The following is a 26,873-nucleotide window of genomic DNA, read 5'->3' on the forward strand; positions in this document are numbered from 1 at the left end:
GGGCTGCTTCAGAACTGCCTCCCGCCCTGATAGCCACTCAGATCAGCAAGTTTATTGAGCGGTTTCACGCCGGATTCGAGCTCCCCGTTAATTTCCCAGGTAGGGAAGGCATCAATACCTTTGCGTTCACACAGATCTCTTTGGCTGTTCTGACCATCTAACGCACACTCAACGACCTGCAGTTGAGCGGCGCCCTCTTCACCAAACATCTCCTTCTGCTCGTGGCAATGAGGACACCAATAAGCGCTATAGAACACTGCACCAGTCTCTTTGAGATGTTCAGCCAAAGCCAGCGCAGATGGCGTACTCCTCGTCTTCACAACTGGGGGGACCCCTGGCCCACCTACACCAACGCCAGGACGACTCGGATCAACAACCGAAGACCAAATCAAACCTCCGAGCAACACTGCCAAGGCAAGCAGAACACCCCGAAAAATCAACTTTCCAGGGTCATCCCAACCTCCTCCAATCAACGACAAGACCAACATGCCCATGGATAGGGCAGCAGAAAGAACGCAGAAGAAACAAAACGCATCGATCTTGAAAACCATCAACCCGATCAAAATCAGGCTGAACACGGCCATACCGCAAGAGAAGGCAAACAAACCCCACCATGTGCGGCGGGACAGGTCTGCTCGGTTCTCTGAAAGCCCTGGCAACAAGGGCACCACAGCCATCACCAAAATGGCGAGGTAGGCCAAAAAGCCCAGCAATGAAAGTGGGATCGATACGCCATCTCCCTGAAAAAGCGTTCCCCAGGCGCTGTTGAGAACTTTGTCGCAACCTTCATTCCCCCCAGGACAAGAGAGAGATCCAATCCATCCCCAGCGATGCAGAGTGATTGAACCTGTATCGATCAACCCAACGGTGGCAAGCACCGCCATCGCAATCCGAGGCCACTTCAACCCCTGATCCTGACGGCGGCGGCTGGTGAGGCGAGACGAACCCATTTCGGCTACACAGATCTAAGAATTGTGGCAGCCCTGGAAGAAGCCAGCCTCTCTTTAGGGTGGCGCCTAGCGGGAACTGCCTAGGCAGCCCAGAAATCAACCCTTTCCATGACCAAGCCTGAGTTGCGATCCGACATACCAATGAAGCCCACAGCCCACAAACAAGAAAAACCATCGGTGGCCTTTGCCCATTTGGGCTGTGAGAAAAATCGCGTTGACACCGAGCACATGCTGGGACTGCTTACAGAAGCGGGCTATAGCGTCAGCAGCGATGAAAACGATGCCGCCGTCGTGGTGGTCAACACCTGCAGCTTCATCCAGGACGCGAGGGAGGAATCCGTGCGGACGTTGATTGGTCTAGCAGAACAGGGCAAGGAACTGATCATCGCCGGATGCCTTGCCCAGCATTTTCAGGAGGAACTACTCGAGTCAATCCCGGAGGCAAAAGCAATCGTCGGCACCGGTGACTATCAGCACATCGTCGATGTGCTGAAGCGAGTAGAAGCGGGTGAACGGGTGAACCGTGTCAGCGCATTCCCCACCTTTGTTGGCGATGAGACTCTCCCCCGGCAGCGCACCACTGATCAGGCTGTGGCTTATCTGAAAGTGGCTGAGGGATGTGATTACCGCTGTGCCTTCTGCATCATCCCAAAGCTGCGTGGCGACCAGCGCAGCCGACCGGTGGAGTCGATTGTGGCAGAGGCGCACCAGCTGGCTGAGCAAGGGGTGCAGGAACTAATCCTGATCAGCCAAATCACAACCAACTATGGCCTTGACCTCTATGGCAAGCCCAAATTTGCAGAGCTGCTACAGGCGCTGGGGGAGGTAGACATCCCCTGGGTGAGGGTGCATTACGCCTACCCCACTGGCCTCACTCCAGAGGTGCTGGCGGCCTATCGGGAGGTGCCAAATGTGCTTCGCTATCTCGACCTTCCACTGCAGCACAGCCATCCAGAGGTGCTACGGGCTATGAACCGTCCCTGGCAAACGGATGTGAACGAACGGCTCTTGGATCGGATTCGTGAGCAGCTACCAGACGCAGTCCTGCGTACCACGCTCATCGTCGGCTTCCCAGGGGAAACTGAAGATCACTTCAATCACCTCGCCGCCTTCATCGAACGGCAGCGTTTTGATCACGTTGGCGTATTCACCTTTTCTCCAGAAGATGGAACCGCCGCAGCCGATCTGCCAGACAGGGTAGACCCTTCCATCGCCGCAGCCCGCAAGGATCGATTGATGGCGCTTCAGCAACCCATCTCAGCGGAAAGGAACCAACGATGGGTTGGACGCACCATCGATGTGCTGATCGAGCAACACAACCCCGAAACCGGAGCGATGATTGGCCGCTGCGATCGTTTCGCTCCGGAGGTCGATGGCGAGGTGTTGGTACTGCCTAGTGAGAAAGGTCTTCAGGCCAGTCCAGGAACGATGGTTCCTGTCTTCATTACCGGCTCTGATGTCTATGACCTCACCGGCCAGCTGGTAGACACCAACGTCATGGCGGTCACAGCCCAGACGTCTAAGTGAGTCCATTCCCCTCTTTGCGAGCCCATCAACGCAACATCTTTCTGACAGCCTCTGGCATCAGTACAGCAGGCTCGTTCGCTGGAATGACTGCAAAAGGCTGGATCCTCATGGACGGCACCAACAATCCAATGTTGCTTGCCGCCCACTTCGCCGCCCTTTCCCTGCCAACCCTGCTGGTGAGTGGAGCAGCAGGTACCTGCACAGACCGATTCGGCTGTGAACGGGTTCTTGTGCAAGCCCAGTGGGGCCTTTTAGCAGCTGCGTTACTGGGAGCACTGGCCATTCCTCTGATGACAGGAACCGCGCTCGTGACAATGCTATTAACCAGCACGTTGCTTGTCGGGATCGCGAGTGCTTACGAACTCACTGCCCGCAATAAATACTGCGCCCTATTGATAGACGAGCCCAATCAACTGGCCCCCTATCTCTCTAGTTTTGCGGTTGTGTTCAACGTAGGCAAACTGCTTGGGCCTCCCATAGGAGGATGGTTACTGGTCATCACAGGACCTGCGGCTGCTCTCAGCATTGATGCCGCAAGTTACTTACTACCGATCGCCAGTCTCCTCTGGTTACTCGATCCAAACCGAAGCCAAGAACAACGCAGCGTTCCGGGTAAGCAATCAACAATGCTCTATGCATGGCACAACAGCAGCTCTTCGCTTCGACATGTGCTGGGCTTCACCGCAACACTCTGCTTGGTAGGTTTTTTCCACCCTGGTCTAGCCCCTCTAATCGCAGACCAGGTATTGGGTTCAGATCCAAGAGATCTTGGCGTGTTCACCAGCGTGCTTGCAGCAGGGAGCATTGCTGGGGGGGTGGTACTACAACGCAATAGCCAACAATTCTGTAGACGCCCATTTCTCACTCTGAGTGGGTTCGCTCTCATCACTGCCATCGCCCAATTGGGAATGGCTCAAACTGAAAACACGCCACTAGCATTCAGCCTCACAATGACCCTGCTGATTGGAGCTGGTACTGCAGGCCTATTGAGCAGCTGCAACATGATCACCCAAGTGGGGTCCCCTCAGGTCTTGCGTGGGCGCATGGCAGGGCTAAGTCAAATCGCCTTCCTTGGGGGAGGAGGGCTAAGTGGCCTTCTTGCCGCTCAGATGGTGATTTCAGCCGGCATATCCACGACCTTCGCCACCGCAGGTGGAATCGGACTTGGCCTAGCCCTCTGGGGGTTCTGGCAAAAAGGCAGAACCGTACTAGAGGAGGTCAGATCAGCTTGATGCCTTTAAGAACCTTGGTTAGTGCGAATGCCGCCACCAGGCCAACTGCGACGAACACCAAATAAAAAACGACGCCCATGTGCAACAAATCAGGTGAACACCATTAGATCAGAAATCGGGCCGGCACTTCCTCAAAGCGCCTAAGGTTTCAGCAATTCCCTATCCAACACTCGGAGAGGTTTCAGCCCCGAGTCGACCTTCCACATCTCTTCTCTGTCGCATAGATCTGCATGCGCACTCTCTTTATCTACCCTAAGTTCCCCAAAACATTCTGGAGCTACGAGAAGATCCTCGAGCTGGTGAACCGCAAGGTGCTACTTCCACCTCTCGGACTAGTCACCGTGGCAGCCCTGCTGCCTCAAGAATGGGAGATGAAGCTCGTTGATCTCAACGTCCGAGAACTCAGCGAAGCGGAGTGGCAATGGGCCGAGCTTGTTGTGATCTCCGGGATGATCGTTCAAAAAGACGACATGCAGCGGCAAATCGCTGAGGCCAAACGACGTGGTCTTTCAGTTGCTGTTGGAGGTCCATTCGCCAGCTCTACGCCAGAAGCTCCTGAAATCGGTCTAGCAGATTTCAAGGTGCTGGATGAAGGAGAGATCACCCTGCCAATGTTTGTAGAGGCCATTCAACGCGGTGACACCAGCGGCCGCTTCAGTGCTGAAGGAGACAAGCCAGATGTGACCTCAACTCCCATCCCTCGTTTCGACCTTCTAGAGCTGGATGCCTACGACTCCATGTCCGTTCAGTTCTCAAGGGGTTGTCCATTCAATTGCGAGTTCTGCGACATCATCGTGCTGTATGGGCGCAAACCACGTACGAAAACACCAGAGCAATTAATTGCCGAGCTTCAGTCGATTTACGACTTGGGCTGGCGACGCTCAATCTTTCTTGTTGATGACAACTTCATCGGCAATAAACGCAATGCCAAATTGTTGCTACCAGCCATTCGACTATGGCAGGAAGAAAAAGGCTATCCCTTTAGTTTCGCTACTGAAGCTTCTGTAGATCTCGCCGATGACGATGAGCTGATGCGAATGATGCACGAAGCGCGTTTCGAAAGTGTTTTCTTGGGGATTGAAACACCTGATGAGGCCAGTCTAGAAACAGCTAGAAAAATTCAAAACACACGTCATCCTCTCGATGAAGCTGTCGACAAAATCACCGCAAATGGGATCCGAGTGATGGCAGGCTTCATCATCGGATTTGATGGTGAAAAAAATGGAGCAGGAGATCGGATTGTTGATTTCGTAACCCGCACTGGCATCCCCGCCGCAATGATGGGAATGCTCCAGGCCTTGCCAAACACAGCCCTATGGCATCGACTAGAGAAAGAGGGTCGCCTGATTGAGGACAAGGATGCTGCCAAAGGAGTCAATCAAACCAATCTGCTGAACTTCCAGCCCACCAGACCCATCCGAGATATCGCCAACGAATACGTCGAGGCCTTCTGTGCTCTTTATGAGCCCAACGCCTATATGGATCGCGTCTACTCCTACTACCTAAAAATGGGGGCTCCTCGTTGGCAAGGAACGGCAACATTACCCAGCTGGATCGATCTTCGTGCTCTAGCCATTGTCATCTGGAGACAAGGCATCAAACGCAACACCCGCAGCCGTTTCTGGCGCTACATGCTGGGCATGGCACGAAACAATCCAGCCATGCTTGAACAGTTCTTAGTTGTATTGGCCCACAACGAACATTTCATGGAATACCGATCCATTGTGCAGCGAGAGATTCGCGAACAACTTGAATCAATTCCACCAGAGGAGCCCAGCCCACAAAAAACTTTGCAACCTGTCTGAATTGAACCTCAAAGCTCAATCTTGAACATAAGGCGTACCGCTGAAAAGACAGCTCTCAGCGCGTTGCAGTTCCCGCCCCAAATAAAGAGCATGGTCAAGCTTGCTCAAGGGATATGGACCCTGCCCTTCTGTGAGCTGAATCCCTAGCTGCTTGGCAGTTCTTCCCCTGTAGACAGTCGCCGGGGAGAGTGTGCCTCCACGACAAGCAAGGACATCACCAGTCACAGGATCGGTAGCTCGGCCGCGCTCATCAATATCGTTCAGGTAATGCTCCACGACCAGTTCTGCAGCTGAAGCATCCACCCGTATCAAGAAATAGCCACTTGGATCAAGCGCAATAAAGCGCTGCGAAAGCTGATCATCTATGGCACTGATGGCATCAGACATCACTGGGAGGTCAATGGTTCTCTGGACTATTTCTTCAGCCTACAAATCAGAGCCTTGAATTACAAGCTAGAAGCATGGAATCTGCTCCTAACAATCCTTAAGAAGCCAAAGATAACAATCAATCCACGCTCCTCTTCACCATTGGCCTGCTCATGCGCAAATTAAAATACCCGCCTTCCAAGATCAGTTAAAATTTCACCGCATAGGTTCATTACTTAAAACCTCCGAAGTAGAGGCAAATTTATCAACACCTTAACTTTGGCAGCGAACCCAAGATCATGATACTGAATAATGCAGAAGTAAAGACATCATCACTCTTCCCAAAATGCAATGCTAACTACATTTTGGGCAAACATAAAGACCAGTCCATAATCATAAACTTGGCAGCCCAAGTTTACATTTTGGATATCTCTTTGCAGTTCGCTCAATAACCCATGCATACATATCAGCACCATGCTCTTTTTCGATTCCTTCCGTGATCACCGCAATACTTGTCTTGGTATTCTCAAGGCTAAGATGCCCCCATCCAAACCAAGAACAAGTTGCATCTATCCAACCAATATCTCGACCTAGATTAATCATCCCAGTGTCTATGGTGATCTCAGTTGAGTTTTCTTTATTCTCTTCGACTTGAAGCTCAGGCCTAGCATCCACAGGCAGAGCAGTGAGAATCAGTTGCAACAACAACAGCGAACGTATCATCGAACAGAAGACCATCGTAGGCGCCCTAAGTATTCTAGCTTAACAACATCTATGAAGATCGATTAACAAAAATTGGATTCAAGCAATCGCAATTAGGGCTGGGCCAGATCAATGGAGCATGAGTGATAGTTATTCCACAATTAACTGAGGGGTAAGCTCAACCCGAAACGGCAAATCAGCATTCACCGCCTCAATCTCCTCAAGCATTAGAGGATTGACCTTACTCAGCCAGCCACGAATCAAAGCATCCATACGCGGTTCATACCAACGATGCAAGCTGGCATGGGGCTTCGCCACAAAGCCCCTACGGCGCTTGTGTTGACCTCCTGCGCCAGGGTCAAAATTCTCTAAGCCATGTTCCAGCGCCCAGGCAATCGGCGCGTAATAACAAACCTCGAAATGAAGGCAATCGATCTCCTCCTTGCTACCCCAATAACGCCCCCACAACATTCGTCCATCCTGTATACAAAGAGACATCGCTACAGGCTCTCGAGGGCTCTCACGATGGGCACTAAACAACACCACCTGATCTCTGAGAGACGAATCTGCCAAGGCCTCAAAAAACGCTTCAGAGAGATACTTGCTTCCCCAAGGTCCCCAACGAGCGCAATGCTGCTCATAAAAGCCATGCATGCACCTCAACAGCTGCACATCAAGTTCTGCTCCTGTCAACGCTGAAACCTTGAGCCCCGCCTGCTGGACAGCCTTGCGTTCACGCTTGATATTGCGCCGCTGGTTGGCATTGAAGCTATTGAGATAGGCAGAGAAATCAGACTGCCCTTCCGCTGACCAAAGGCTCTGCTGGTTCAACCAAGTGGCACAGCCAGCAGCTTCCGCCAAAGGCCGCCACTGAGGATCTACATAAAGAAAGTTGCAGCTGAGAATCTGGTTGCGACGCGCAAAAACATCGATGGTCTTCAGCATCAGAACTGTCAACTCTGCCTCGTCCTCCCCTGGCGCCATATAGAAGCGATAGCCCTGCACAGGGCTCACAGGACTCATCCCCAGCAGTTTTGGGTAATACCCCAAACCAAGATCACCTGCCAGGCGAGCAAATGCCTGATCAAAAACAAATTCGCCATAGCTATGCCCCTTGAGATAAAGAGGGGCAACCGCTACAGGCGTATCGCCTCGCCACAGGGCTAAGTGCAGTGGCTGCCAACCATGTTTGGCGGAAATGCTGCTTGAGTCTTCAAGAGCAGCAAGCCACCGCCAGCGAAAGAAAGGAATTGCCTGATCACCAACCAGGCTTTCCCAATGATGCAATGGGATCTCGTGAATGGAGCGGTGCCAGCGGACTGAGAGGTTGGCGATTTGAAGCGCGCCTTAAGCACAGACTGAAACGACCATAACCAGCTGCCGCAAACAGATGAAGCATGTGGCTTCGACGTTCTTAACCATTGAGGATCGAATCTGTGCCTCAAAAGTTTTTATTCAAAAGACTAAGCAACATAACTGCTGCTGTTGCACTGACATCCACGCTAAAGACATCCCATAGAGAGGATTAAAGCCATTGCAGTAACAAGAGGAAGAACAAGAAGTTAGGGTTTCACATCACCCATCAAGGCAGAGAAATAACCTGGAGCCTGCTCCCACCAGCAGACGCCACTGCAGATCAACATAAAGAAAGTTACAGCTGAGAATCTGGTTGCGACGCGCACAAGCATCGATGCTCTCCAGCATCAGAACTGTCAACTCTGCCTCGTCCTCCCCTGGCGCCACCTAGAAGCGATAGCCCTGCATAGGGCTCACAGAACTAATCCCAAGCAGTTTGGGGTAATACCCCAAACCAAGATCACCTACTAAACGAGCAAAGGGCTGATCAAAAACAAATGCGCCATAGCGCTGCCCCTTGAGATCAAGAGGGGCCACCGCGAGCCAGCTTCACTGAATTAAATAGGCCGGTCCGCTCGGGAACCTTCAACGCGCTTGCGCTCGTAACGCAGTAGTAGTTCATTATCAGTTAATGGCTCAACGGTTTGCAAATGCCAAGCCTCAGCGTCGCCAAGATCATCTGGCAAACCACCGCCTTCCAAGGGAACCCATGCATGCATGCCACCAAGCAATTTTGGTGTGAGGGTGAGTTGCAACTCATCGACAACATCAGCCTGCAATAGCGATGCGGCCAGCTGAGCTCCACCCAACAAAACAAGTCGAAACAGCCCAAGCTCAGCCAATCGATTGAGTGCCTGAGGCCAATCTTGCTCAAACAACACCTGACGCTCGTAGCCAACAGGAAGCAAAGGATCTTTCGGTCCCTTTGCTTTAGCTAAATGAGGGCTCAACAGCCAACGCTCAAGCGGCTGTTGAAAGAAAGGTAACTCTGCTGCATACCACTGCTGACGACTAACAACCACCGCCGTGGGCTGCGCACTATGCCCCGCAGACTTGCGCTGGTTCAGCAAGTCCTGATCATGAATCAGACAAGTGCTGCGATGGGCACGCAACGTTCCGGCACCGAGCAAGGCCCCATCAGCCCAAGCCAAAGCCTCTTCTAAAGCCCGTCGATCACCAACTCCACCCAATTGGGCCGGCCCACCAATCGCAGGTGCCAGCCGGCCATCCAAGCTGATCGCTAGGACAAGACGAAGCCAAAACTGCTTTTGCAAATGCTTGGCTAGTGAGCCGCCATAGCATGCAATACCTTAGGGATGGCTTCAAGCCTTGGGGTTTCTGCATAGACCTCAGCTGCATTATTAGGGCTTTCCTGCAAGCGCACCTTGTGGAGATGGGCTCCGATCGCTCGGATCGGTTTCGCTAAACAATCAGAAATGTACAAGGCAATATTCTCTGCTGTTGGTACACAGTTAGCGAAATGAGGAATGTCTTTATTTAAGAAGGTGTGGTCAAAAGGTTCCACAACAATGTCATTCACAAGGCTTTGCAAAGCACCTAGATCACAGACCATGCCTGTTCGAGAATCAATTTCTCCGCGCACGGTGACATCCACAAAATAATTATGACCATGCCCATGAGGCCGCGCGCATTTGCCATAAATACGTTCGTTTTCCTCCTGACTCAGTTCGACCCTGGCAAGCCGATGGGCAGCCGCAAAATGAGTACGGATCGTTAAATAGGCGTCCATGGCATCTCCGTGATAATCAGCCCAGAGGTTTTCTTGTTCGTAAAGCCGAATGGCCACGATTGGCAGATGAGGCATTAAACGAGTCCAGATGATTCTTAGCAGAGCCTCCGTGGTTGGCAGGCAGCCCTCTGGCCTGGAAAGATCAAATTCCGGCCAAACATCGTTAAGGCAGCGAAAATCAAGCTGATCGGTCACCTCAGAGCGGATGGCATGCTTCACCTCAGAGAGGTTCAACACCATGCCATCGACATTAAGCCCGCCAGCCATGGCGACGATCAGCTCATAATTGTGTCCATGCCCAGCAGGCAAAGCACAGAATCCAAAACGAGCTGCATTGTCATCGCTTGACAGTTCCGGTAAGTAATAGCGATGGCTAGCACTGAAAGTAGCTTTGCGAGTGATCACACAGCCGCGGCCATGACCATGGCGTTCCAAATCGGGGACGTCAGTCATCGCTCTCTCGGACTAGAAGTCATCCTAGAGATCTATAGACATTTGCGAACCAATGAACGAAAGCCCAGCCCCTCACCCCCTCAAGCAAAGGCTTGGTGGTCGCAACCTCTATTTGGTGGGAATGATGGCCAGTGGCAAGAGCAGCACAGGCAGACCTCTAGCCGAACAACTCAGCTATGGGTTTGTTGATACAGATGCCGTCATCGAACAACTTGCTGGCCAACCAATCCCGAAGATCTTTAGCGAAGAAGGAGAAGAAGGCTTTCGAGCAATGGAGTCTCAAGTACTCAATGCCATTGGTCAACGCCATTCACTTGTTGTTGCTACTGGCGGGGGGATAGTGAGTAAGCCAGAAAACTGGGGGGTCTTGCATCAGGGCATCGTGATCTGGCTAAACCCTGGGCGAGAAGAACTACTCAGACGCTTACATGCCGACAGCGGCAATAGGCCTTTACTCCAAACAGAAGATCCAGAAGCAGCCTTCGACTGTTTATTTGCCGAGCGCCTACCGCTTTATTGCGAAGCAGACTTGCATGTGGAAGTGGGAGCAGAGGAATCAGACGGGATTGCGCTAAAGATTATTGAGTTCCTGCCCCAGCTGTTATCGCCCCCTCCACAAATGAATGGTTAAAGCAAGTAATTTGTCAGTACTAAAGAATAGACCGTTTAAGTCCAGAGGATTAACCTGATAGCCAATTCCAATCAAAACAGACGATCAATCGATGACTTGACAATAAACTAAAAGTCTAAGGGACTGGAAGATAGTACATCTCAAGCATGTTGCAGGAATTCATTCACTCAACACATATAAATCAGCCTGCCAGGTAGACATTACTTTCTTATTCTAGTTGCTAAAATAAAAAAATAACCGTTCATAACGAAGAAAGGGCTATAGACAGGAACACATCCCTATCGGAGATCTAGTCAATACAAGCAGGCAAAAATAATGGACTCGAATTAAAGCTGAATAGACCCGAATGAAAGATTCAAGCATTGCAGTCAGAAAGAATGATCGAGAAGGTAGACGAGTATTATCGAAAGCAAGATAGACATATCAATCTATAGATTGCGTATTCAGCGTGAGTTAGCCATAGGCGTATCAGGGCTAAAATCAGCTTTTTTCTCAAGCTAAATACACAAATTCAAATAAATGGTACCAAACCAAAGGCCGCGAACGATACAACCTGCAGAAGGAATGATGAAATCAACCTGACAGATTCAATGAACCACTACTAGTGGCTGATTAGAGGTTATGACTCATCAAGATGTGATAGATAACAAATAGCGTTTCCTAAATGACAAGAGGCGACTAGAAGAAGTGCGATCCCTAATTAGAGGCATTTCTGAGACAAATTCAGCCGACTGGATTGAAACATAAACTGTATTACAGCGAAGATAATCTACTAAAGGAACAAGCCAGGAAGGCCATCAGAAGCTTTATCCGATATCAAAGAAAGTACATTCAGGCAAGAAAGTAGCAACATGGAAGACAGTGAATCAGCAAGGCTTGTACGTAAGTATAAATACTTACGTACAAGCCTTGCTGGACTGGGTCTCCGAGAAAGCAACGTGGAGCCAGTTAGGAACAAGCCAAGCAAAGACAACGAGAGAGCGATAAAAATTGTATTAACGCGCTAAGCACTGTCAATATGGTTAACAAATAGCTTAAATAACTAAATAATATAATAAAACATGGCATGCTATCTAAGTAAAATGATCTAAGTTGATTAATGACTTGATTAATTCCTAGACATCGCAAATATGAAAAAATACAATTTCTGATTGCAATATCGTCGAGATTTTATTGAGGATCAACTGAAGCAAGAATCAATGAAAAACTATAGAGCCTCTTCCGCAATCAATGGGGTCAGTATTACAATAAAACCCATCCATTATTAAAATTATCCATGAATTAACGGCAAGCCGGGAGCAAAGACTAATCTAAATAAGAGAATTAAATCTTCTATCCTTAACTCAAGGCTAGTATTTGCCTTATAAAGTTTTTATAGATGAACTAGTTAAAAAATGTAAGCAGTACAGCCCATATAGATAGAGATTTAAAGCCTAGAGAATGGGATATAAGGCCTAAAGTTAGATCCTAATACGATTACTACTAAATATGCTTCGTTTTAAGTAAGTATATAAATTTTAAAGTATATTTCGTCTTGTATGGAGTGCGTATACACAATCTATGCAGGCCAAGATGCATTTCCCTGAAGTAATCCGAGAAGAATTATCTCATGGGATAATAATGATCGCTCAAGAAATATTTCTAGAGCAACAAGAAAGGTAAAATACTAAGAAGGAAAAATAGTCTAATAATAACTAGCAAAATTTAATCAAGAAGAAGACTACTGAACAGGACATCCTCCTAAAATCAAGGGCTGAAAATGAAAAGCCTAAACAGCGATAGCATTCGATGCCATAGATAATATTAGTTTTGAGCACACTAAATATATTCCAGGGTCAATCTCGAGTAATAAAAGGTATTTAAATAAATAGGATAAGATCATCAGCAAAATTCAACTAAATATGTATAGCATGCAGGGAAGCAATTGAGATTGGTTATGTTGACCTTCCTTCAAGATAGCAGCATATCGAGATAGATCAATCAAGAAGCGAAATTGAGAATCTCAACTGGCAACATTAAAGGAGAACTTTAATAAGTTAGCCCAAGGAAAGCAAAGCTAGGCATTATCAGATGTCTATTCCGGCAAATAGATCCTAGAGGCGGACGAATGATGGCCTAGCGAAGTAGTTCAAAAATACTCCATTTGAACGACTCGTTCAAATGCGCTAGGGTCCGGACAGTGGAGTGCCTCAATGACTGATTCAGCGATCGACTTCAAAGTCATCTCGCCAGACAGGCACAGTGCCGGATCCGAGTCAATCGTCCTTCCAGAGACTCTGACGGAAGGGCTAAATGATGTTCAGATAGGCATCATGAGAGATACGGTTCATGCTGTCAATATCAATTCAAGGATTGCAGCAGAGCTAGTTCGAAGCACTGCGGCTGAGCTCCATCGGCTTAAATGTGTTCTTAAGAAGCAACAGCAATGGACAAGGTTCAGAGAGTCTGGCATCATTCCAATGACTGCAGGCCAGATTAGAGACCTAACTTCGGCATGGGAGTCATGGCTAAAGAATACCGATGTGACTGACCAAGAGCTGGTTGGTACAAGCATGAGAACGCTAGCAGCAATTGGGAAAGCTGATCCTGGGACGCGAAAAGATGCAGTAGGTAAAATAAAGAGAGGCGAAAAGGTTACAGAGAAAGAGGTCAGCGATAAAGCCATTGAGGAGTTGGTTAAAGGCAATAAGGAGTGGGAAATAACAACATCAATGAAAAAGACAGACCTAATGAAAGTATGTACGGCGCTACGAGATGAGAATAAAAAGCTAAAAGCTAAGATCAAAGAAATGCAAACCGTTACAATTTAAGGAAAACATGATGCCAAATACTCCTACGATTCAAGCTGCTCTTCACGAACTAAACAAACAGATGAACGATCATTGCTTAAAGGATATTATAATAAATGGTAATATTGGGCTATTGAGAGATGGCAATCCAATGGAATATACAGAGAAGGAATGGAATGCAATCATGGACTATCTGAAGGAAAATATCAATATTGAGATTATCGCTCGGGTCAATTAGTGAGAGTATATGGCATGATTTTAGATTGATTGATGCATCGAAAAAGAGTGGGTTGATAGTGAGACATATTTATGCATTGACACAAAAATATGGTAAAATCTCCACAAAGAGAGCAAACTAATAAAGAATATGGAGAGATTAATGATGAATTATCTGCCAATATGGGTATAAATTTGATACATCAAATCAAAGTGGAACTCTCATATTTGTCAAATAGTCATTATGGGAGAATTGTATTATTTATTTCTATTTATCATATTTGCTAGTCGTTATCTGAGTCTCTGCTAGTTGTTGTGTTGGATAAAAAGTAGAGTAGTGATATAACTAAATCCATAGAGGAATCCATTATGGCTATTACTAAGCATATAATTAACATTGAGTCAACAAATGCTAAGTAGCCTAGAATATAAGTATTCGATTTGCTATTAATCCAGATAAATATATTTGAGGCAGCAACTATTTTATAGCTTTTCAATGGCTATAATAATCAATGGATAAGAGCTAAAGCATTGAATCCTTTAACTGTTTTTCATAAAGATTTCCAACCTACAGTATTTTATTGATAGTTTAAAAATCAAATGCTAGGTTTACAGTGGCCTGTGTAAGCATAATATGCTTTGCATTTCTATAAAAATTAAAAAGCAGATGCTATTGCTGAATTAAGATTCATTATAGATGAAAAAATAGAAATATAGTCATAAGAATTGTGAAAAGATATCAGATCTATAAGCATTTCTCCTGTCTGACAGTGCTATACCAAATATATATGGTGCGGATAAATAAGGCTATAATTCTGTTAAAGGCTAGACATCATGCTACCACTGCCCATCTTTTTTGATCTGCCTCCTATATATCTTCAATATCTGTTGGCAGCCACAGTTATAGCTTTAGGGATGGTAATTTCCAGCATAATATATGTGAAGACTAAGGATCGACTATGAGCAGTAATCTGTAAAGAAATCCATCTGTCATAATAAGTTTCCAATATGAATATAGATAGAAAAACCATGTATCAAGCTGCACACTAAATTGAATAAAAAGGGAATTAGTATAGATTTCCGAAGATATTTATACAAATATCAAAGATTTAGGCAATCCCATTATATCTATAATAAAATTTGGACAATCATCACTCTAAATCAGATACTGCATCAATATTTAATACTCTCTGATTTTCATAAAACTTGAGGAGTATATATTCAACTTTTACAGAATGCCGAGCGAAAGATTAATCACTATAGATTGTTGATATTATTGATCATTTAACATCATAAAATACATGAACATTCATTTCGATTAAAAGGTTGGCCGAGTCATTACACACGAATCAATCGATATGATGAATTTATAAGTGATTATGTAGGATCCGATTTCTATAGGAATACATCAATCTCTTCTTATTCATCAACTCACATCTAACTAGTACAACTAATGGTCTTAACAAATGATGGTACTCTTTCAAGTTGTGTGATCCCTACCAACTGTGTGCTTGTCGAATGGGATTTTGATAATGTAAAGAAATCATACGACAAGCTTATTGACATTGCAGAATCCCTACCAAGGTTAAAAGTAGTAGAAAGAACAGAAAATTATTGGCATGGTGTTGTACACAGCCTAATATTTAGGTTTCCAGATGATATTGAGATCCTAAAAATACCAAAAAAAGGAATTATTCAAGTGAGATCTGCTTCTAGAATAGGACTTGGAGATCTAGGTGTTAATAGAAACAGAATTGAAAACCTTTACTCGCAATTATAAATGGATAAAGACTTAAGATACAATTCCAATTGCCACTGACACAAAATATACTAGATCCTAACAGCTATATATAATCATATTCAAGCTCTAGTAGGTTATCCATAATAATCATCATATACTCATGCCATTACAGGGAAAATCTAACATCTTCTGTTTATCAATAAGAAAACTTGTTTATGTAAAGCAGATTTTTGCATTTAGATTTAAAGCTTTACTAGAATCTAGTTATGAATTCACCAAATTCCATGACAATTTCTTTTCTCCCACTCCTTCATCGATAATCCTGAACCAGAGCGTTGTGCATCTTTAAGTGATTTCCATCTCTCCTGGCATTCAGACAAGGTCCATTCTCGTGTAGCATCTTTTCGATCTAGAATTGACAAATCCTTACTCATTTCATCTGAAAACTTCTCAATGTCTGAGTTGGGTTCTTCTGGCTTAGGCATAAGTCGAATTAAACTTTTTATAGCCTACCAGACTATAAAAATTAAGGTTATGGACTATATCTTATCAGCTTGCCTATATAAGATTTAGAAATTACTGATGTACAACTACATCGCTTCTATGGCAATTTTCTACTATGCATTAGCAAAACAAACTTGAATCTTAGCAGAACAGGTATTGTCGGACATCGGCAAAATGTAATCAATATAAAAATCACTTGGTACATATATTTCTTCAATTACTCTTCAATCCGTCCGGTAAATATCCTGAGTGGCGGCTTATATAAAAGAGTTTCTAATTTTAGAATAAGATTAGAAACTAAAATAATGAACAGCTTCAATATGCAATCATTATTAAAGTCATTTTGAAAAGTAGCGTAGAGATATATCTTTTTTTCAGCTTGCCAGTGAATCCCTCACCCACTCAGTGTATGCTATGCGCAGATTATCAGTCGTAATCGAAAAACCAGCTGCCTTAGCGATAGATACTAGGTCAGCATTTTCTTTCTTAACTTGATCTTGCAGAGTTTTGTCTTGTTTGACTTTAGCCACAAATGCTTTCAGTTGCTCATAAGACATTCAGTCTCGGCAAGTATAAAGATACATTCTTAATGAATCAAGATGATCAGTGAATATGTATTCAAAAAACTAGACTTAGCGAGCATATTCTTGTTTCAAAGGTTTAGTACTTTTGTTCCAGTCGAGAGCTTGCTATTGCTATTGCCTTGCTCTTTTTTTAAATCCTTCAACCTCATGCCCTGGGCTAGCTTGTTGTTTTGAAGAAAATGCTGGCTGTCAGAACTTGCCGTTTTAGATCGATCCTGACCAGTTTTCTGAAAACAAACTCGTCAAAATTGCACCAGCAATACTCATTTAATCATTAGATGCTATTTGCTTTCCATCTTATTCTCTTGATTGCGTGATCTTAAGACTTACTTGTTATAAAGTTAGCGTATATATCATTTTTTTCAATGAAAACCTAGCCTTATTGCTAATAAAGCTACAAGAAATAATAGAGATCATTCTAGTACCGGTATTATAAATAAATTGTTCTATTGAATGGCATGCAGCCCTTGACTGAGGCATAGAATAGATAAGAACAAGCCTACCTACGATGTTCTCAGATTTTTTTAGTCAGGCAAATCTTATCACGATGGCTTGCAATGCACTTCTAACGCTCATCATAGGATTTATGATCATCACAGGCCAACAAAAGGCACACTAACTATTCAAAATAAAATTTGAAATAAGGGTAATGAGCAGTGTATTCAACTAAACTGATCAAATAAATGCACACATGGCTAGATCAATTAATTAGTAGCTAGAAGGTTGATCGATAATATCAGTGACAAGCGTAATGAAGACAAGTTTTTATTAAGACATGCTGAAAAATAGAGATGTTTATTTGAACCAGATGTAGTTATCCCAAGATAAGTTGTGACTCTTGAATAACAGGCCGTCTCAAGATTTCGAATAATAAAACTAAAAAGCTCGGCTTGTAGGCATACGGTTACCATAGATCATTATTATGGCATTCTATGTCTCCATCACTAGCAAACTTAGCAAGATTTACACTTTTCCCTAAAAGCCAAACCCTAAATCAGTTTTTGAAGGAGTATTTTTAGAAATAAGTGGTGGCTTTACTGATTCAGGAAAGCATAAAACTGCTTGTGACCCTGCCAAGCAACCGATCAAAAAGATGCCGAAAACCTGTAAAAGCTTCATAGCTTAAGGATTGAGCTTCCCAATAATAAGCACTATCCAATGCGTTGCCAATCTCATCATGCAAAAATGTCTAAACCCAATTATTACTAGGATTGGATACCCTAATCTATCCCTTGAGATTGCCCTAGACTACATATCTTTTATTTCTAAAGTGATTATGAATCAGCTTAACGTCCCATATTTCTAATCATCTCAGCCCTCACTGTGACTCTTTCTGTTAAATATGGTATTTTATGGTATTTTTTCTAGCAATTAAGATTAAATAGGCTAATTATTTACGACCTCTAACAAAGTTTTTGCCCTTAGAGTTAAAATATTTAACACCGCTAGGCCTTCAGTAGATATCCTCAAACACTGATGAGTGATTGATTTGACAAAAGCATAATCTAAACAATCAATTCGCTAGCCCATGCGACAGCCCTAGCACCGAAATTAGGTATAAATACTTACCAGTAGAGCTATCTTGCCGCCATGTCCTAGGCGTCGGCATCCTTCTTCTAGGGTTTTGCACAAGTCCTTTCGTGGCTGAGGCTATAGCGATAAAAGCAACTTACTAAGAGGCAGGATGTCATCAGCAGTCAATTAAGCATCGTCAAATTAAAAATTAGGCCCGGCAAGGACACATAGCGCTTCGCCAACGTTGAAAATGATCACAACAATTAGTGAATGAGTTGGCAGCTAAAAGATAAGTCTCACATTAATTCCTGCAGCGGAAATCAATCCGCCAGATGTGTTGACTAGAAAATTCTCAATAAAAGTAAAATTACTGGGCTATAGTTTTTGCAAGAGGCAAGTCTAAATACCCAATCATGCAAAATATATAGCACCAAGAGAGAAGCGATCAGGCCTTAAAGCAGATCGATATTGCCTTTTTAAAGGTTGGCAATAAGAATGGCTTTAACGCAAAAATCGCTGACCATCTATTCATGCTTGCCTATATAAGAAAAACCTTATATAGGCGAATATTCTAGAATTATAATGGTTTTTTCATTGCATCATGGCCAAATGCATTCTCTATGCAGACATCACATAAGAGTCAAGCAAGTTATGATTTGATTGTTTCACCCTTCTAAGCTGGCAAGTCAACTTTCCCTTTACTTTTTAGAGATTTTTCGAGACCTTCGAGATCCTCATCCGTAATTTTGGTCTGCATTGGACAATGCTTTGGACCACACATTGAACAAAACTCAGCTTGCTTGTAAATGTCAGCTGGCAAAGTTTCATCGTGATACTGCTTGGCTCGCTCTGGATCCAGTGAAAGCTCAAACTGTTTGTTCCAATCAAAGTTGTACCTTGCTCGGCTTAATTCATCATCGCGATCTCGAGCACCCGGACGGTGACGAGCGATGTCAGCGGCATGCGCTGCAATTTTGTAGGCAATCAAGCCCTCACGAACATCCTCAGGGTTTGGCAGACCTAAATGCTCCTTCGGGGTCACATAACAAAGCATCGCTGTTCCATACCAGCCTGCCATCGCCGCACCGATGGCACTCGTGATGTGGTCATAACCCGGTGCGATGTCTGTCACCAAAGGGCCAAGCACATAAAAGGGTGCCTCATTGCACTCTTCCATCTGCTTGCGCACATTGAATTCGATCTGATCCATTGGTACATGACCAGGACCCTCGACCATCACCTGCACGTCATGTGCCCAAGCTCTCTTAGTCAATTCTCCAAGGGTCTTCAACTCGGCAAGTTGAGCTGCATCAGAAGCATCGTGCTGACAACCAGGACGGAGAGAATCACCAAGTGAAAAACTGCAGTCGTAGCGCTTGAAGATCTCGCAGATGTCGTCAAAGCGGGTGAAAAGAGGGTTCTGTCTGTGGTGATAAAGCATCCACTGAGCAAGAATTCCACCCCCGCGACTGACGATGCCTGTCAGGCGTCCCTTCACCAGCGGAAGGTGCTCAATCAACAAACCGGCGTGAATGGTTTGATAGTCGACACCCTGCTGGCAATGCTTCTCAATGATGTGTAGGAAGTCATCTTCGTCGAGCTTCTCAATCGAGCCATGCACGCTTTCCAACGCCTGATAGACAGGCACAGTGCCGATCGGCACGGGTGAAGCATTAATGATCGCCGTACGCACCTCATCAAGATTGACCCCTCCAGTGGACAGATCCATCACGGTGTCTGCGCCATATTTAACTGCCAGCTCGAGCTTCTTGAGCTCTTCAGCTACATCACTGGCGTTAGGTGAGGCGCCAATGTTTGCATTCACCTTGCAGCTGGAGGCGATACCAATCGCCATCGGCTCTAAATTTGCATGATTGATGTTGGCAGGAATAATCATCCTGCCCCTGGCCACCTCCTCCATGACAAGCGATTCAGGCAAGTTTTCACGCTTGGCCACGTAGTCCATTTCTTGAGTGACAACGCCCTGTCGAGCGAAATGCAATTGCGAGACATTGGCCTGACCCTTACGGGCAGCCACCCAAGAGGCGCGCATGATCAAAAGGCGAAATGGATACCAGGGTTTGGCGAAAAACCAATGATCACGTCATTTCACTTCCCTGCGCCGGCACAACCCGTATCAGGTTCGGAGGGTGTGATCTCAGCCACTCAGAGATTGCTGAGTGGCACCCCTAGTGTTTTGTAAAACCTAGCAGTGGTTTTTGATCCGAGCCGCAATCCATCCCGCTAAACGTGCAAAACCGCATGGATCTTGTCCTGCAGCGCTTCAAGGTCCAACTGTGATAAAGGCATGGCTCTGTGCAACATCAAGTCAGTGCTCCTGCTCCTCGGTTTGGGTGCTGTGAAGTGCTGCAAGCAGCTTGCGGCGGCGACGGCGGCGGCCCACAGCCCCGCTGAAAATTAGACCAGCACCCACCAAAACTGCTGGTATTGACTGCAATCGATCGCTGCCCTGCCGATGCATCAAACAGAGCATGGCCAAGACGATCAGCAAAGGAGCTGCAAGAGATAGCAAGGGATAGCCAAGACGCTTCATGTCCTCTCCAAAGCCAGCCTTGAACGCTCATCCATCCAGGCCAATAGGGTCGCGGTCAGCACCCGAATACCAACTCCAAGACTGCTCTCCTCTAAGCAGAACTGACCATTGTGTAAAGGCGCGCACCCATTAGAACCGCTCACCCCTAATCGGAACATTGTTCCACGGACATTTTGCAGTAGTTCTGCAAAGTCTTCAGCACCAAGCGAGGGTTGTTCAAGCCGCAACACACGCTCTTTTCCTATCTGAGAGATAGCACAACTTTCCAATAGGTCTGTGAGTTCAGGATCGTTGTAAACAGGCGGCGTAATGCTGCGATAGCGCACGATCGCCTCTGCCCCAAAACTTCCACAGATGGCCTGAACAATCTGCTCGATCCAAGCTGGGAGCTTGTCAAAAACAGCCCCGTCCAAACAGCGGACCGTACCCAGCAGCCGAACTCGATCTGCAATCACATTGAAAGCCTGACCACCTTCGATCTTCCCGAAACTCACCACCACAGGATGCAAGGCATCCAAGCGACGACTGATCGCCTCCTGCAGTCCACAAACAACTCGAGCGGCAAGCCAAATGGCATCCATAGCCTGATGAGGCCTTGCACCGTGGCCTCCTTCACCAATCACTTCGATATCCAGCTCTCCCGCCGCAGCCGTCAAGCACCCACTACGTACACCAATACTTCCAGTCGGCAATTCCGGACAAACATGAATCCCAAACAGGGCCTCGAGGCCATCGGTCGCCCCGTCCATACGCATCCAACGAGCCCCTTCGCACAATTCTTCTGCCGGTTGAAACAACAGCCTTACGCCTATTGGCATCGACTCCTCTTTGGCCAAAACCCTTGCAACCCCAAGACCAATGCAGGTATGCAGATCATGGCCACAGGCATGCATCACCCCCTCTCGCCGTGAGGCATAAACAAGCCCTGTGCGCTCTTCCACTGGCAGAGCATCCATATCCACCCGCAGGCCCACAAACGGACCACCGATTGGCCCCAACTCCGCCAACACACCTGTGCGCCCCACCCCCTCAGACACCCGCCAACCATCCCCCCGCAACTGACCTGCTACAAGGACTGCCGTCTGATGCTCCTCACCACTCAGTTCTGGATGAGCATGCAGATGGCGCCGCAACTCAATCAGCTCGGGCAAAGCTTGATCAAGACGCTCGCTCCAATGAAGAAGAAGAGTCATGGAGCCTCCAACAAACCAAGAAAATCCATCAGATCAGCCGTGGGCTGTGGTGGCCATCGGCGGATCTGCAACAACCAATCCCGTTGGCGATAGCGATTATCCAGCCCGACTGCGGCAGTCCAGTGGCTTTCAGCTTCACCAAATGAACCGTAATGCCATAAAAGACCGCTAAGGGCCGCACGGGGATCGGCAAACATGGGATACCTGCGAATCAATGCACGCAGTTCCTTCTCCGCCAGATCAAATTCCCCCAGCTGATAAACCGCTAACGCCTTGCTGGAGCTAGCCATAGCAAAGTCTGGGCTGGCGTCAGAGGCCTTTCTGTAAAGAGCTTCTGCATGCAACCAGTCGCCCTGAGAGCCCAAAACATTGCCCAGGTTGTAAAGAGCCGATGCATTGACAGCATCGCGCTCAAGAATCCAGTTGTAATCGCTAGCGGCTTGCTGCCAATGATGCAATACCTCCTCAGCAATACCACGGTTGAGATGAGGGTCAAGCTCTGCTGGGGCCAATTCCATGGCCCTAGTCTGATCAACGATCGCACCCTCGGGATCACCCAAAATCAACCTCACATTGCCGCGATTGCTCCACGCCGCAGGCTGCTCAGGCGCAAGCTCAAGAAACTCATCCCAAAGAGGTAGGGCTGCTTGAAAATCACCCTGTCGAGAAGCCTCGAGTGCCTGCTCAAAAAGAGTCTGGAGTGCTGGGGTAGCTGCTCCAGTGACGGGATCCATGACCAGCAACAGCACAACTAAAAGCAACCCTGACCATCTAGGCACCCAGTTTTTCAACCCCTGGAGAACACTCATGGCAACTCCGGCCAACCAAGATGGCGTCGCCCCGCGCCAGTCACCACGCGCCCACGCGGAGTTCGCTGCAAAAAACCCAGCTGCAGTAGATATGGTTCTACCACTGCTTCAAGAGTGGCTGGATCCTCTCCCAAAGCGGCAGCCAAAGTCTCCAAACCGACCGGGCCACCGCCATGAGACTCCAGCAACAAGTCCAACAAGCGCCGATCACTGGCATCAAGACCCCGAGCATCGACTCGATGCAAAGTGAGAGCCTCATCCACCAATGCAGCATCGATCAAGCTCTCCCCGCCACAGACACTCGCTACATCACGAACCCGTCGCAGCAATCTATTGGCGATCCTCGGTGTACCCCTACAACGACGAGCAATCTCCTTGCAGGCTTGCGCTGTTAACTGCAACCTCAGCAGCCCCGCCGCCCGCTCAACAATCGCTTGCAGATCCTCCAGGCCATAAAACTCCAATCGTTGAATAAGACCGAAACGATCCCGCAGCGGCGAACTAAGGGCACCAGCGCGAGTCGTAGCACCCACCAGAGTGAACGGAGGCAGCTCCAATGCCCTGGTGCGAGCGGTACTGCCCTTGCCCACAGTGAGATCGAGACGCCTATCCTCCATTGCTGGATAAAGCAATTCCTCAGCCACCCTTGTGAGCCGGTGAATCTCATCAATGAATAAAACCTCGCGAGGTTGCAGATTCACCAACAGACCAACGATGTCACGAGGGCGCTCGAGAGCCGGCGCACTGGTAACCCGACACTTAACCCCCAATTCTTCAGCCAAAACCATGGCCATGGTGGTTTTGCCCAAGCCCGGAGGGCCGTAGAGCAAAACATGATCCAAAGCATCGCCTCTGCCCATGGCCGCCTTAACGGCAATCCCCAACACCTGCTTCAGCTCACGCTGACCGATGTAGTCCTCCAAACGCTTAGGTCTAAGCCCATCTTCTCGAGCTGGACTGGCCTCTTCAGGCAAAGGTGAAGCATCTACCACCCGAGACTTTGCTGCTAGCGGCTGGGAATCAGCTCGGCCAGCACTGGAAGACACAATCGCCATGTTGGAAGAGTACCGATCCCTGGATAGGGTCGAAAGCATCGGTAAACGCAGATGGCCAAGGGAGGAAACAAAAAAGCGACTGCTGCAGCTCGAGCCGCGGCCAACCGTCTACTCGCGGACAACCGTCTGGCAAGGCATCAATACGAGATCCTCGACACCCTCGAAACTGGCATTGAATTGGTGGGAACCGAAGTCAAGTCAATCCGGGCCGGCCAAGCCAATCTCCGCGATGGCTTCTGCCTGATTCGCAAGGGCGAACTACAGCTCTACAACGTTCATATCTCCCCTCATAGCCATGCCGGCAGCTACTTCAATCACGATCCACTACGAACACGCAAACTGCTCGCGCACCGCCGTGAGATCGATAAACTTCGCGGCCAACTCGACAGAAAAGGGCTCACTCTGATTCCCCTCAACCTTCATCTCAAGGGTTCATGGATCAAACTCACAATTGGGCTGGGCAAAGGTCGCAAGCTGCACGACAAACGCCAAGAAGAGAAACGCAAACAAGCCGATCGAGAAGTGAAGTCCGCTCTGGCGCGCTACTGATCAGCCAAGGGGGTTAATGAAACTGAACAAAGTTTTCTTTCGCCGAAGCACGAGGCGAGGCAATGTCGGCGTTCTAGAAGGGTGTTCTGACCGACCAAGGAAGCCATGAGTTGAATCCGGCAACGGATTCGGATATGAAAGCTGGTCAAGGCATAGAAGCTTGCTGATCGGCACGACAAGAGAGGGTCAATAGAGCTGTTGCCAACCCCTCGTTGGTCACCAGCACTTGCACAGGCGAACCTGCTTCTGGCTCAAGGGTCACCACGCGCAACGATCCCCGCTCGGCAATGACATCACCCTGCGAGCCATAGATGGTCATCTGCATCAACGGCGTGCCCTTGATTTCTAGTACTAGTCGATGCCCAACAGGCACCTGAATGGAAATCAAGCGGACAGCCCCAGGAGAAACCCTTGAAGAAAACACAGTGGGAGTTGAAGGTCTGGCCTTGAGGGTTTCGATCTGCACATCAGCCAGGCTGTGCAGAGCTGCCGCATACCAAAACTGCAAATAGGGCTCTGGAGGCTTCTGATCATTGAACGAACCCAAAAGCAGTTTCTGTGCTCCTGCTGTAACCAACTGCTCAATCACACGGCCATGCACCCCCAATTCGCTCAGACCTTCACGCTGCTCCTGCCAGTCAGTGTTCTTCAACTCACCTAAACGTCTGCGCAGCTGAGGTGATAGCTGTTCAATTCTGACCAACCATTCCTCAGCCAAGTCATTCCAGACCTGGCGCAAGGGAACATCATCCAGAGCATCGGAGGGGGAGCGACCACCTCTATGAGGGAAACGAGTTAGCACACTGGCATCCACCAACTGCAGAAACCAACTTTGTTTAACCTGCAAAGCCCGCAGCCGAGTCAATAACTGCTGACGATGATCCACCTTTACTGCTGATGGGCTCTCCACTGGGACATTGCCCACGAGATCTCTATCCCTGACAGGATCCATCCCTAGCGGGGAACTACGACTGAGCAAGAACCAGCCAATAGCCGTGCCTACCAATGCAGACGCCAACAAGGCACCTACAACAGACCAAAGCCTGCCTTCAGCAGCCTGCTCCCGTTCTTCAGCCCGCCGCCGCCGCCGCGGCTGAATGGCAGAGCGATGTTCCGTTAAGAGCGATTGAGACGTACGCGAGGGGTGATCGGATAAAGGCACTGCTTGAGACGCGAGTGCCAGAGTGCGATCTTCTATGGGCTTTGGACCGATGCTTTCGGGCATGATCACAGCTTGAAGGGCACAGATCACATCCGATGCCTTTTCAAAACGCTGGTCAGGAGCCTCACTCAACATTCGCTCCAACACATGACGAAAAGACCCATCCACCTCACAAGACTCTGGCCAGATCCAAGACTGAACATCACTGTTCCAAAGTTCCTCGGGGCAACGACCAGTCAGCAAAGTCAGTGCTGTAACGCCCAAGCCATGCAAATCCATCCAAGCTTCAGCTGGTTCGGTGCTGCTCTGTGCAATTGAGGCATACGCTGCAGTAACACCACCCAATGGGGTAGTCCCTTGGGGCTGCAGTAAGCCAAAGTCCAACAAAACCGGCAAGCCGTCCTGATGAAGCCTCAACAGGGCGCTGGGATTGATATCACCATGCACCAACCCCTTGGCATGAAACGCAATCAAAGGAGGTAGCAGCTGCAAAAGCAACTGCAACACTTCTGCAGCACCGAAGAGCAACTGACCCTCGGCCCGTTGCTGCTGAATCTTTCGGTAAGTAACACCCTCCTGCCAGTAACGCACCGCCCAGAGGCTGAACTCCGCCTCGAACAATTCACCACAACGCGGCAACTGGGGATGGGAAAGGGATTGAAGCTCAGGCCAAAACTTCTGAAAGTGCTGCCTTGTAGGGGCATCGCTGATTTGATGGAGCACCACGGATGTGTCACCTTCAAGGATGTCGACCCCACGCCAAAGCACACCCTGGATCGGCTTCGACTTCTGGATGGTCGCATCCAACCGATAGCGCTGTGCCAGCACAGAGCCGGCAACCACGGCGCTGGGTTCGCTCACGTGACGCCGAAGCATTGATGGGCTGATCGTACAGATAGCCAACCCATTGCAACCACTTCCGCAACGCTAAACAGCAAAATCGACTCGTTTCCAGAAGAAAGATTGCCTTAAAAATAATCTTTATTGCTGAGGATTACGTCGACATAAACCTGCAGAAAAAGGGCCAAGGCTGTCAACAATAATATGGACCAAACTATATCTAAAGTCCCATGTATGAAAACAGCTGCGATTGACCCAAGAGCAGTAACAGGTCCCCAGCAAAATTCATCAGCGACTTGGCTTCATGACTCACCTGACAACGCATTAGAAGGCCCTCATCAACGAGTACCAAGCCTGGGCCCGCCACCGCCAATATTAATGCAGCTGCAATCCCGACTAGAATGAGGGAAGTCAACTTCCAGGAATCAATCACGATAAGAATCAAAGCAAATACAGCCTTGAGAAGCGCAAGAAACGATGGTCTACGCCTGCATGTCCTATCACTCATCTAACAAAATAGGGTGCTACAAATACATTTGAAATTGCAAACTAGATGATTGCAAGAGCAAATAAGACAAAATCAGCGCCTA

The 26,873-nt window shown here is 47.6% G+C and carries 22 protein-coding genes, 1 pseudogene and 1 riboswitch; of the genes and pseudogenes, 8 read left to right on the forward strand and 15 right to left on the reverse strand.

The genetic code is table 11. From position 1 onward, the window contains the following. Positions 1-8: 8 nt before the first annotated feature. The gene (locus tag SIB80_RS00065; protein WP_063419071.1) at positions 9-950 is read right to left on the reverse strand and encodes a vitamin K epoxide reductase family protein; all 942 of its coding nucleotides are present in this window, start codon (positions 948-950) and stop codon (positions 9-11) included. A gap of 108 nt (positions 951-1,058) precedes the next feature. Between SIB80_RS00065 and rimO the strand changes: the two genes are divergently transcribed. Together rimO and SIB80_RS00075 are read left to right on the forward strand one after the other, a co-directional pair. Next, a complete protein-coding gene (rimO, locus tag SIB80_RS00070) occupies positions 1,059-2,477 on the forward strand; it encodes a 30S ribosomal protein S12 methylthiotransferase RimO (protein WP_063403079.1) in 1,419 nt (472 codons plus the stop codon). Next, complete coding sequence (locus tag SIB80_RS00075; protein WP_063419069.1) at positions 2,474-3,709, forward strand: MFS transporter; 1,236 nt, start codon at positions 2,474-2,476, stop codon at positions 3,707-3,709. Before rimO ends, SIB80_RS00075 begins: the two co-directional genes overlap by 4 nt. Here SIB80_RS00075 and SIB80_RS00080 read toward each other — a convergent pair. Then, positions 3,696-3,788, reverse strand: a complete 93-nt coding sequence (locus SIB80_RS00080; protein WP_041384239.1) for a cytochrome b6 — start codon at positions 3,786-3,788, stop codon at positions 3,696-3,698. The genes SIB80_RS00075 and SIB80_RS00080 overlap by 14 nt on opposite strands. A 151-nt stretch (positions 3,789-3,939) precedes the next feature. Here SIB80_RS00080 and SIB80_RS00085 point away from each other — a divergent pair, with 151 nt between their 5' ends. Beyond that, the gene (locus SIB80_RS00085; protein ID WP_063419067.1) at positions 3,940-5,514 is read left to right on the forward strand and encodes a B12-binding domain-containing radical SAM protein; all 1,575 of its coding nucleotides are present in this window, start codon (positions 3,940-3,942) and stop codon (positions 5,512-5,514) included. 15 nt (positions 5,515-5,529) lie between these two features. Here the strand turns inward: SIB80_RS00085 and SIB80_RS00090 are convergent, their stop codons facing one another. The 6 genes and pseudogenes from SIB80_RS00090 to SIB80_RS00115 all read right to left on the reverse strand — a co-directional run bounded on the left by SIB80_RS00090 (position 5,530) and on the right by SIB80_RS00115 (position 10,141). Next, the gene (locus SIB80_RS00090) at positions 5,530-5,901 is read right to left on the reverse strand and encodes a DUF4346 domain-containing protein (protein ID WP_063419065.1); all 372 of its coding nucleotides are present in this window, start codon (positions 5,899-5,901) and stop codon (positions 5,530-5,532) included. 372 nt (positions 5,902-6,273) lie between these two features. Next, on the reverse strand, positions 6,274-6,582 hold the full coding sequence (locus tag SIB80_RS00095; protein ID WP_413681491.1) for a penicillin amidase: 309 nt from the start codon (positions 6,580-6,582) through the stop codon (positions 6,274-6,276). A gap of 150 nt (positions 6,583-6,732) precedes the next feature. Beyond that, positions 6,733-7,869: a GNAT family N-acetyltransferase gene (locus SIB80_RS00100; RefSeq protein WP_063419061.1), complete on the reverse strand. Its 1,137-nt coding sequence runs from the start codon at positions 7,867-7,869 to the stop codon at positions 6,733-6,735. Positions 7,870-8,190: 321 nt separating this feature from the next. Continuing rightward, positions 8,191-8,481: pseudogene (locus SIB80_RS00105) on the reverse strand (peptidogalycan biosysnthesis protein); the annotation flags it as partial. A gap of 14 nt (positions 8,482-8,495) precedes the next feature. Further along, positions 8,496-9,212: a RibD family protein gene (locus tag SIB80_RS00110; RefSeq protein WP_063419059.1), complete on the reverse strand. Its 717-nt coding sequence runs from the start codon at positions 9,210-9,212 to the stop codon at positions 8,496-8,498. An 8-nt stretch (positions 9,213-9,220) separates the two neighbouring features. Beyond that, positions 9,221-10,141 (reverse strand): 6-carboxytetrahydropterin synthase, encoded by a 921-nt coding sequence (locus SIB80_RS00115; protein ID WP_063419057.1) that lies wholly within the window; start codon positions 10,139-10,141, stop codon positions 9,221-9,223. 52 nt (positions 10,142-10,193) lie between these two features. Here SIB80_RS00115 and SIB80_RS00120 point away from each other — a divergent pair, with 52 nt between their 5' ends. From SIB80_RS00120 to SIB80_RS00135, 4 genes are all read left to right on the forward strand, one after another. After that, complete coding sequence (locus SIB80_RS00120; RefSeq protein WP_063419055.1) at positions 10,194-10,772, forward strand: shikimate kinase; 579 nt, start codon at positions 10,194-10,196, stop codon at positions 10,770-10,772. A gap of 2,192 nt (positions 10,773-12,964) precedes the next feature. Next, positions 12,965-13,582, forward strand: a complete 618-nt coding sequence (locus tag SIB80_RS00125; RefSeq protein ID WP_063419053.1) for a hypothetical protein — start codon at positions 12,965-12,967, stop codon at positions 13,580-13,582. Positions 13,583-13,589: 7 nt separating this feature from the next. After that, positions 13,590-13,799, forward strand: a complete 210-nt coding sequence (locus tag SIB80_RS00130; protein WP_011824885.1) for a hypothetical protein — start codon at positions 13,590-13,592, stop codon at positions 13,797-13,799. A 1,431-nt stretch (positions 13,800-15,230) separates the two neighbouring features. Next, on the forward strand, positions 15,231-15,557 hold the full coding sequence (locus SIB80_RS00135; RefSeq protein WP_063419051.1) for a DUF1499 domain-containing protein: 327 nt from the start codon (positions 15,231-15,233) through the stop codon (positions 15,555-15,557). An 839-nt stretch (positions 15,558-16,396) separates the two neighbouring features. Here the strand turns inward: SIB80_RS00135 and SIB80_RS00140 are convergent. The 6 genes from SIB80_RS00140 to ruvB form a co-directional block, all read right to left on the reverse strand. Beyond that, positions 16,397-16,579, reverse strand: coding sequence for a Nif11-like leader peptide family RiPP precursor (locus SIB80_RS00140; RefSeq protein WP_063419049.1), 183 nt, complete (start codon positions 16,577-16,579; stop codon positions 16,397-16,399). A 2,215-nt stretch (positions 16,580-18,794) separates the two neighbouring features. After that, a complete protein-coding gene (gene thiC / locus SIB80_RS00145) occupies positions 18,795-20,174 on the reverse strand; it encodes a phosphomethylpyrimidine synthase ThiC (RefSeq protein ID WP_063419091.1) in 1,380 nt (459 codons plus the stop codon). Positions 20,175-20,218: 44 nt separating this feature from the next. Beyond that, a riboswitch (TPP riboswitch) is annotated at positions 20,219-20,322 on the reverse strand. 128 nt (positions 20,323-20,450) lie between these two features. After that, a complete protein-coding gene (locus SIB80_RS00150; RefSeq protein WP_063419047.1) occupies positions 20,451-20,675 on the reverse strand; it encodes a DUF3188 domain-containing protein in 225 nt (74 codons plus the stop codon). Further along, positions 20,672-21,868 carry an amidohydrolase gene (locus SIB80_RS00155; protein ID WP_063419045.1) on the reverse strand — a complete coding sequence of 399 codons (1,197 nt, stop codon included), beginning with the start codon at positions 21,866-21,868 and terminating at the stop codon, positions 20,672-20,674. The genes SIB80_RS00150 and SIB80_RS00155 overlap by 4 nt, the downstream gene beginning before the upstream one ends. Continuing rightward, on the reverse strand, positions 21,865-22,677 hold the full coding sequence (locus tag SIB80_RS00160) for a tetratricopeptide repeat protein (RefSeq protein ID WP_063419043.1): 813 nt from the start codon (positions 22,675-22,677) through the stop codon (positions 21,865-21,867). Before SIB80_RS00160 ends, SIB80_RS00155 begins: the two co-directional genes overlap by 4 nt. Then, the gene (ruvB, locus tag SIB80_RS00165; RefSeq protein ID WP_063419041.1) at positions 22,674-23,732 is read right to left on the reverse strand and encodes a Holliday junction branch migration DNA helicase RuvB; all 1,059 of its coding nucleotides are present in this window, start codon (positions 23,730-23,732) and stop codon (positions 22,674-22,676) included. The genes SIB80_RS00160 and ruvB overlap by 4 nt, the downstream gene beginning before the upstream one ends. Positions 23,733-23,783: 51 nt before the next feature. Between ruvB and smpB the strand changes: the two genes are divergently transcribed. Next, the gene (gene smpB, locus SIB80_RS00170) at positions 23,784-24,281 is read left to right on the forward strand and encodes an SsrA-binding protein SmpB (RefSeq protein WP_063419039.1); all 498 of its coding nucleotides are present in this window, start codon (positions 23,784-23,786) and stop codon (positions 24,279-24,281) included. A gap of 145 nt (positions 24,282-24,426) precedes the next feature. On the opposite strand, the gene SIB80_RS00175 is transcribed toward smpB, so the two are convergent. Further along, entirely contained in the window at positions 24,427-26,319 is a 1,893-nt protein-coding gene (locus SIB80_RS00175) for a serine/threonine protein kinase (protein WP_063419037.1), read from the reverse strand. Positions 26,320-26,873 lie beyond the last annotated feature (554 nt).

Source organism: Prochlorococcus sp. MIT 1327, from assembly GCF_047304785.1.
In the GTDB taxonomy this organism is placed as follows: domain Bacteria; phylum Cyanobacteriota; class Cyanobacteriia; order PCC-6307; family Cyanobiaceae; genus Prochlorococcus; species Prochlorococcus marinus_D.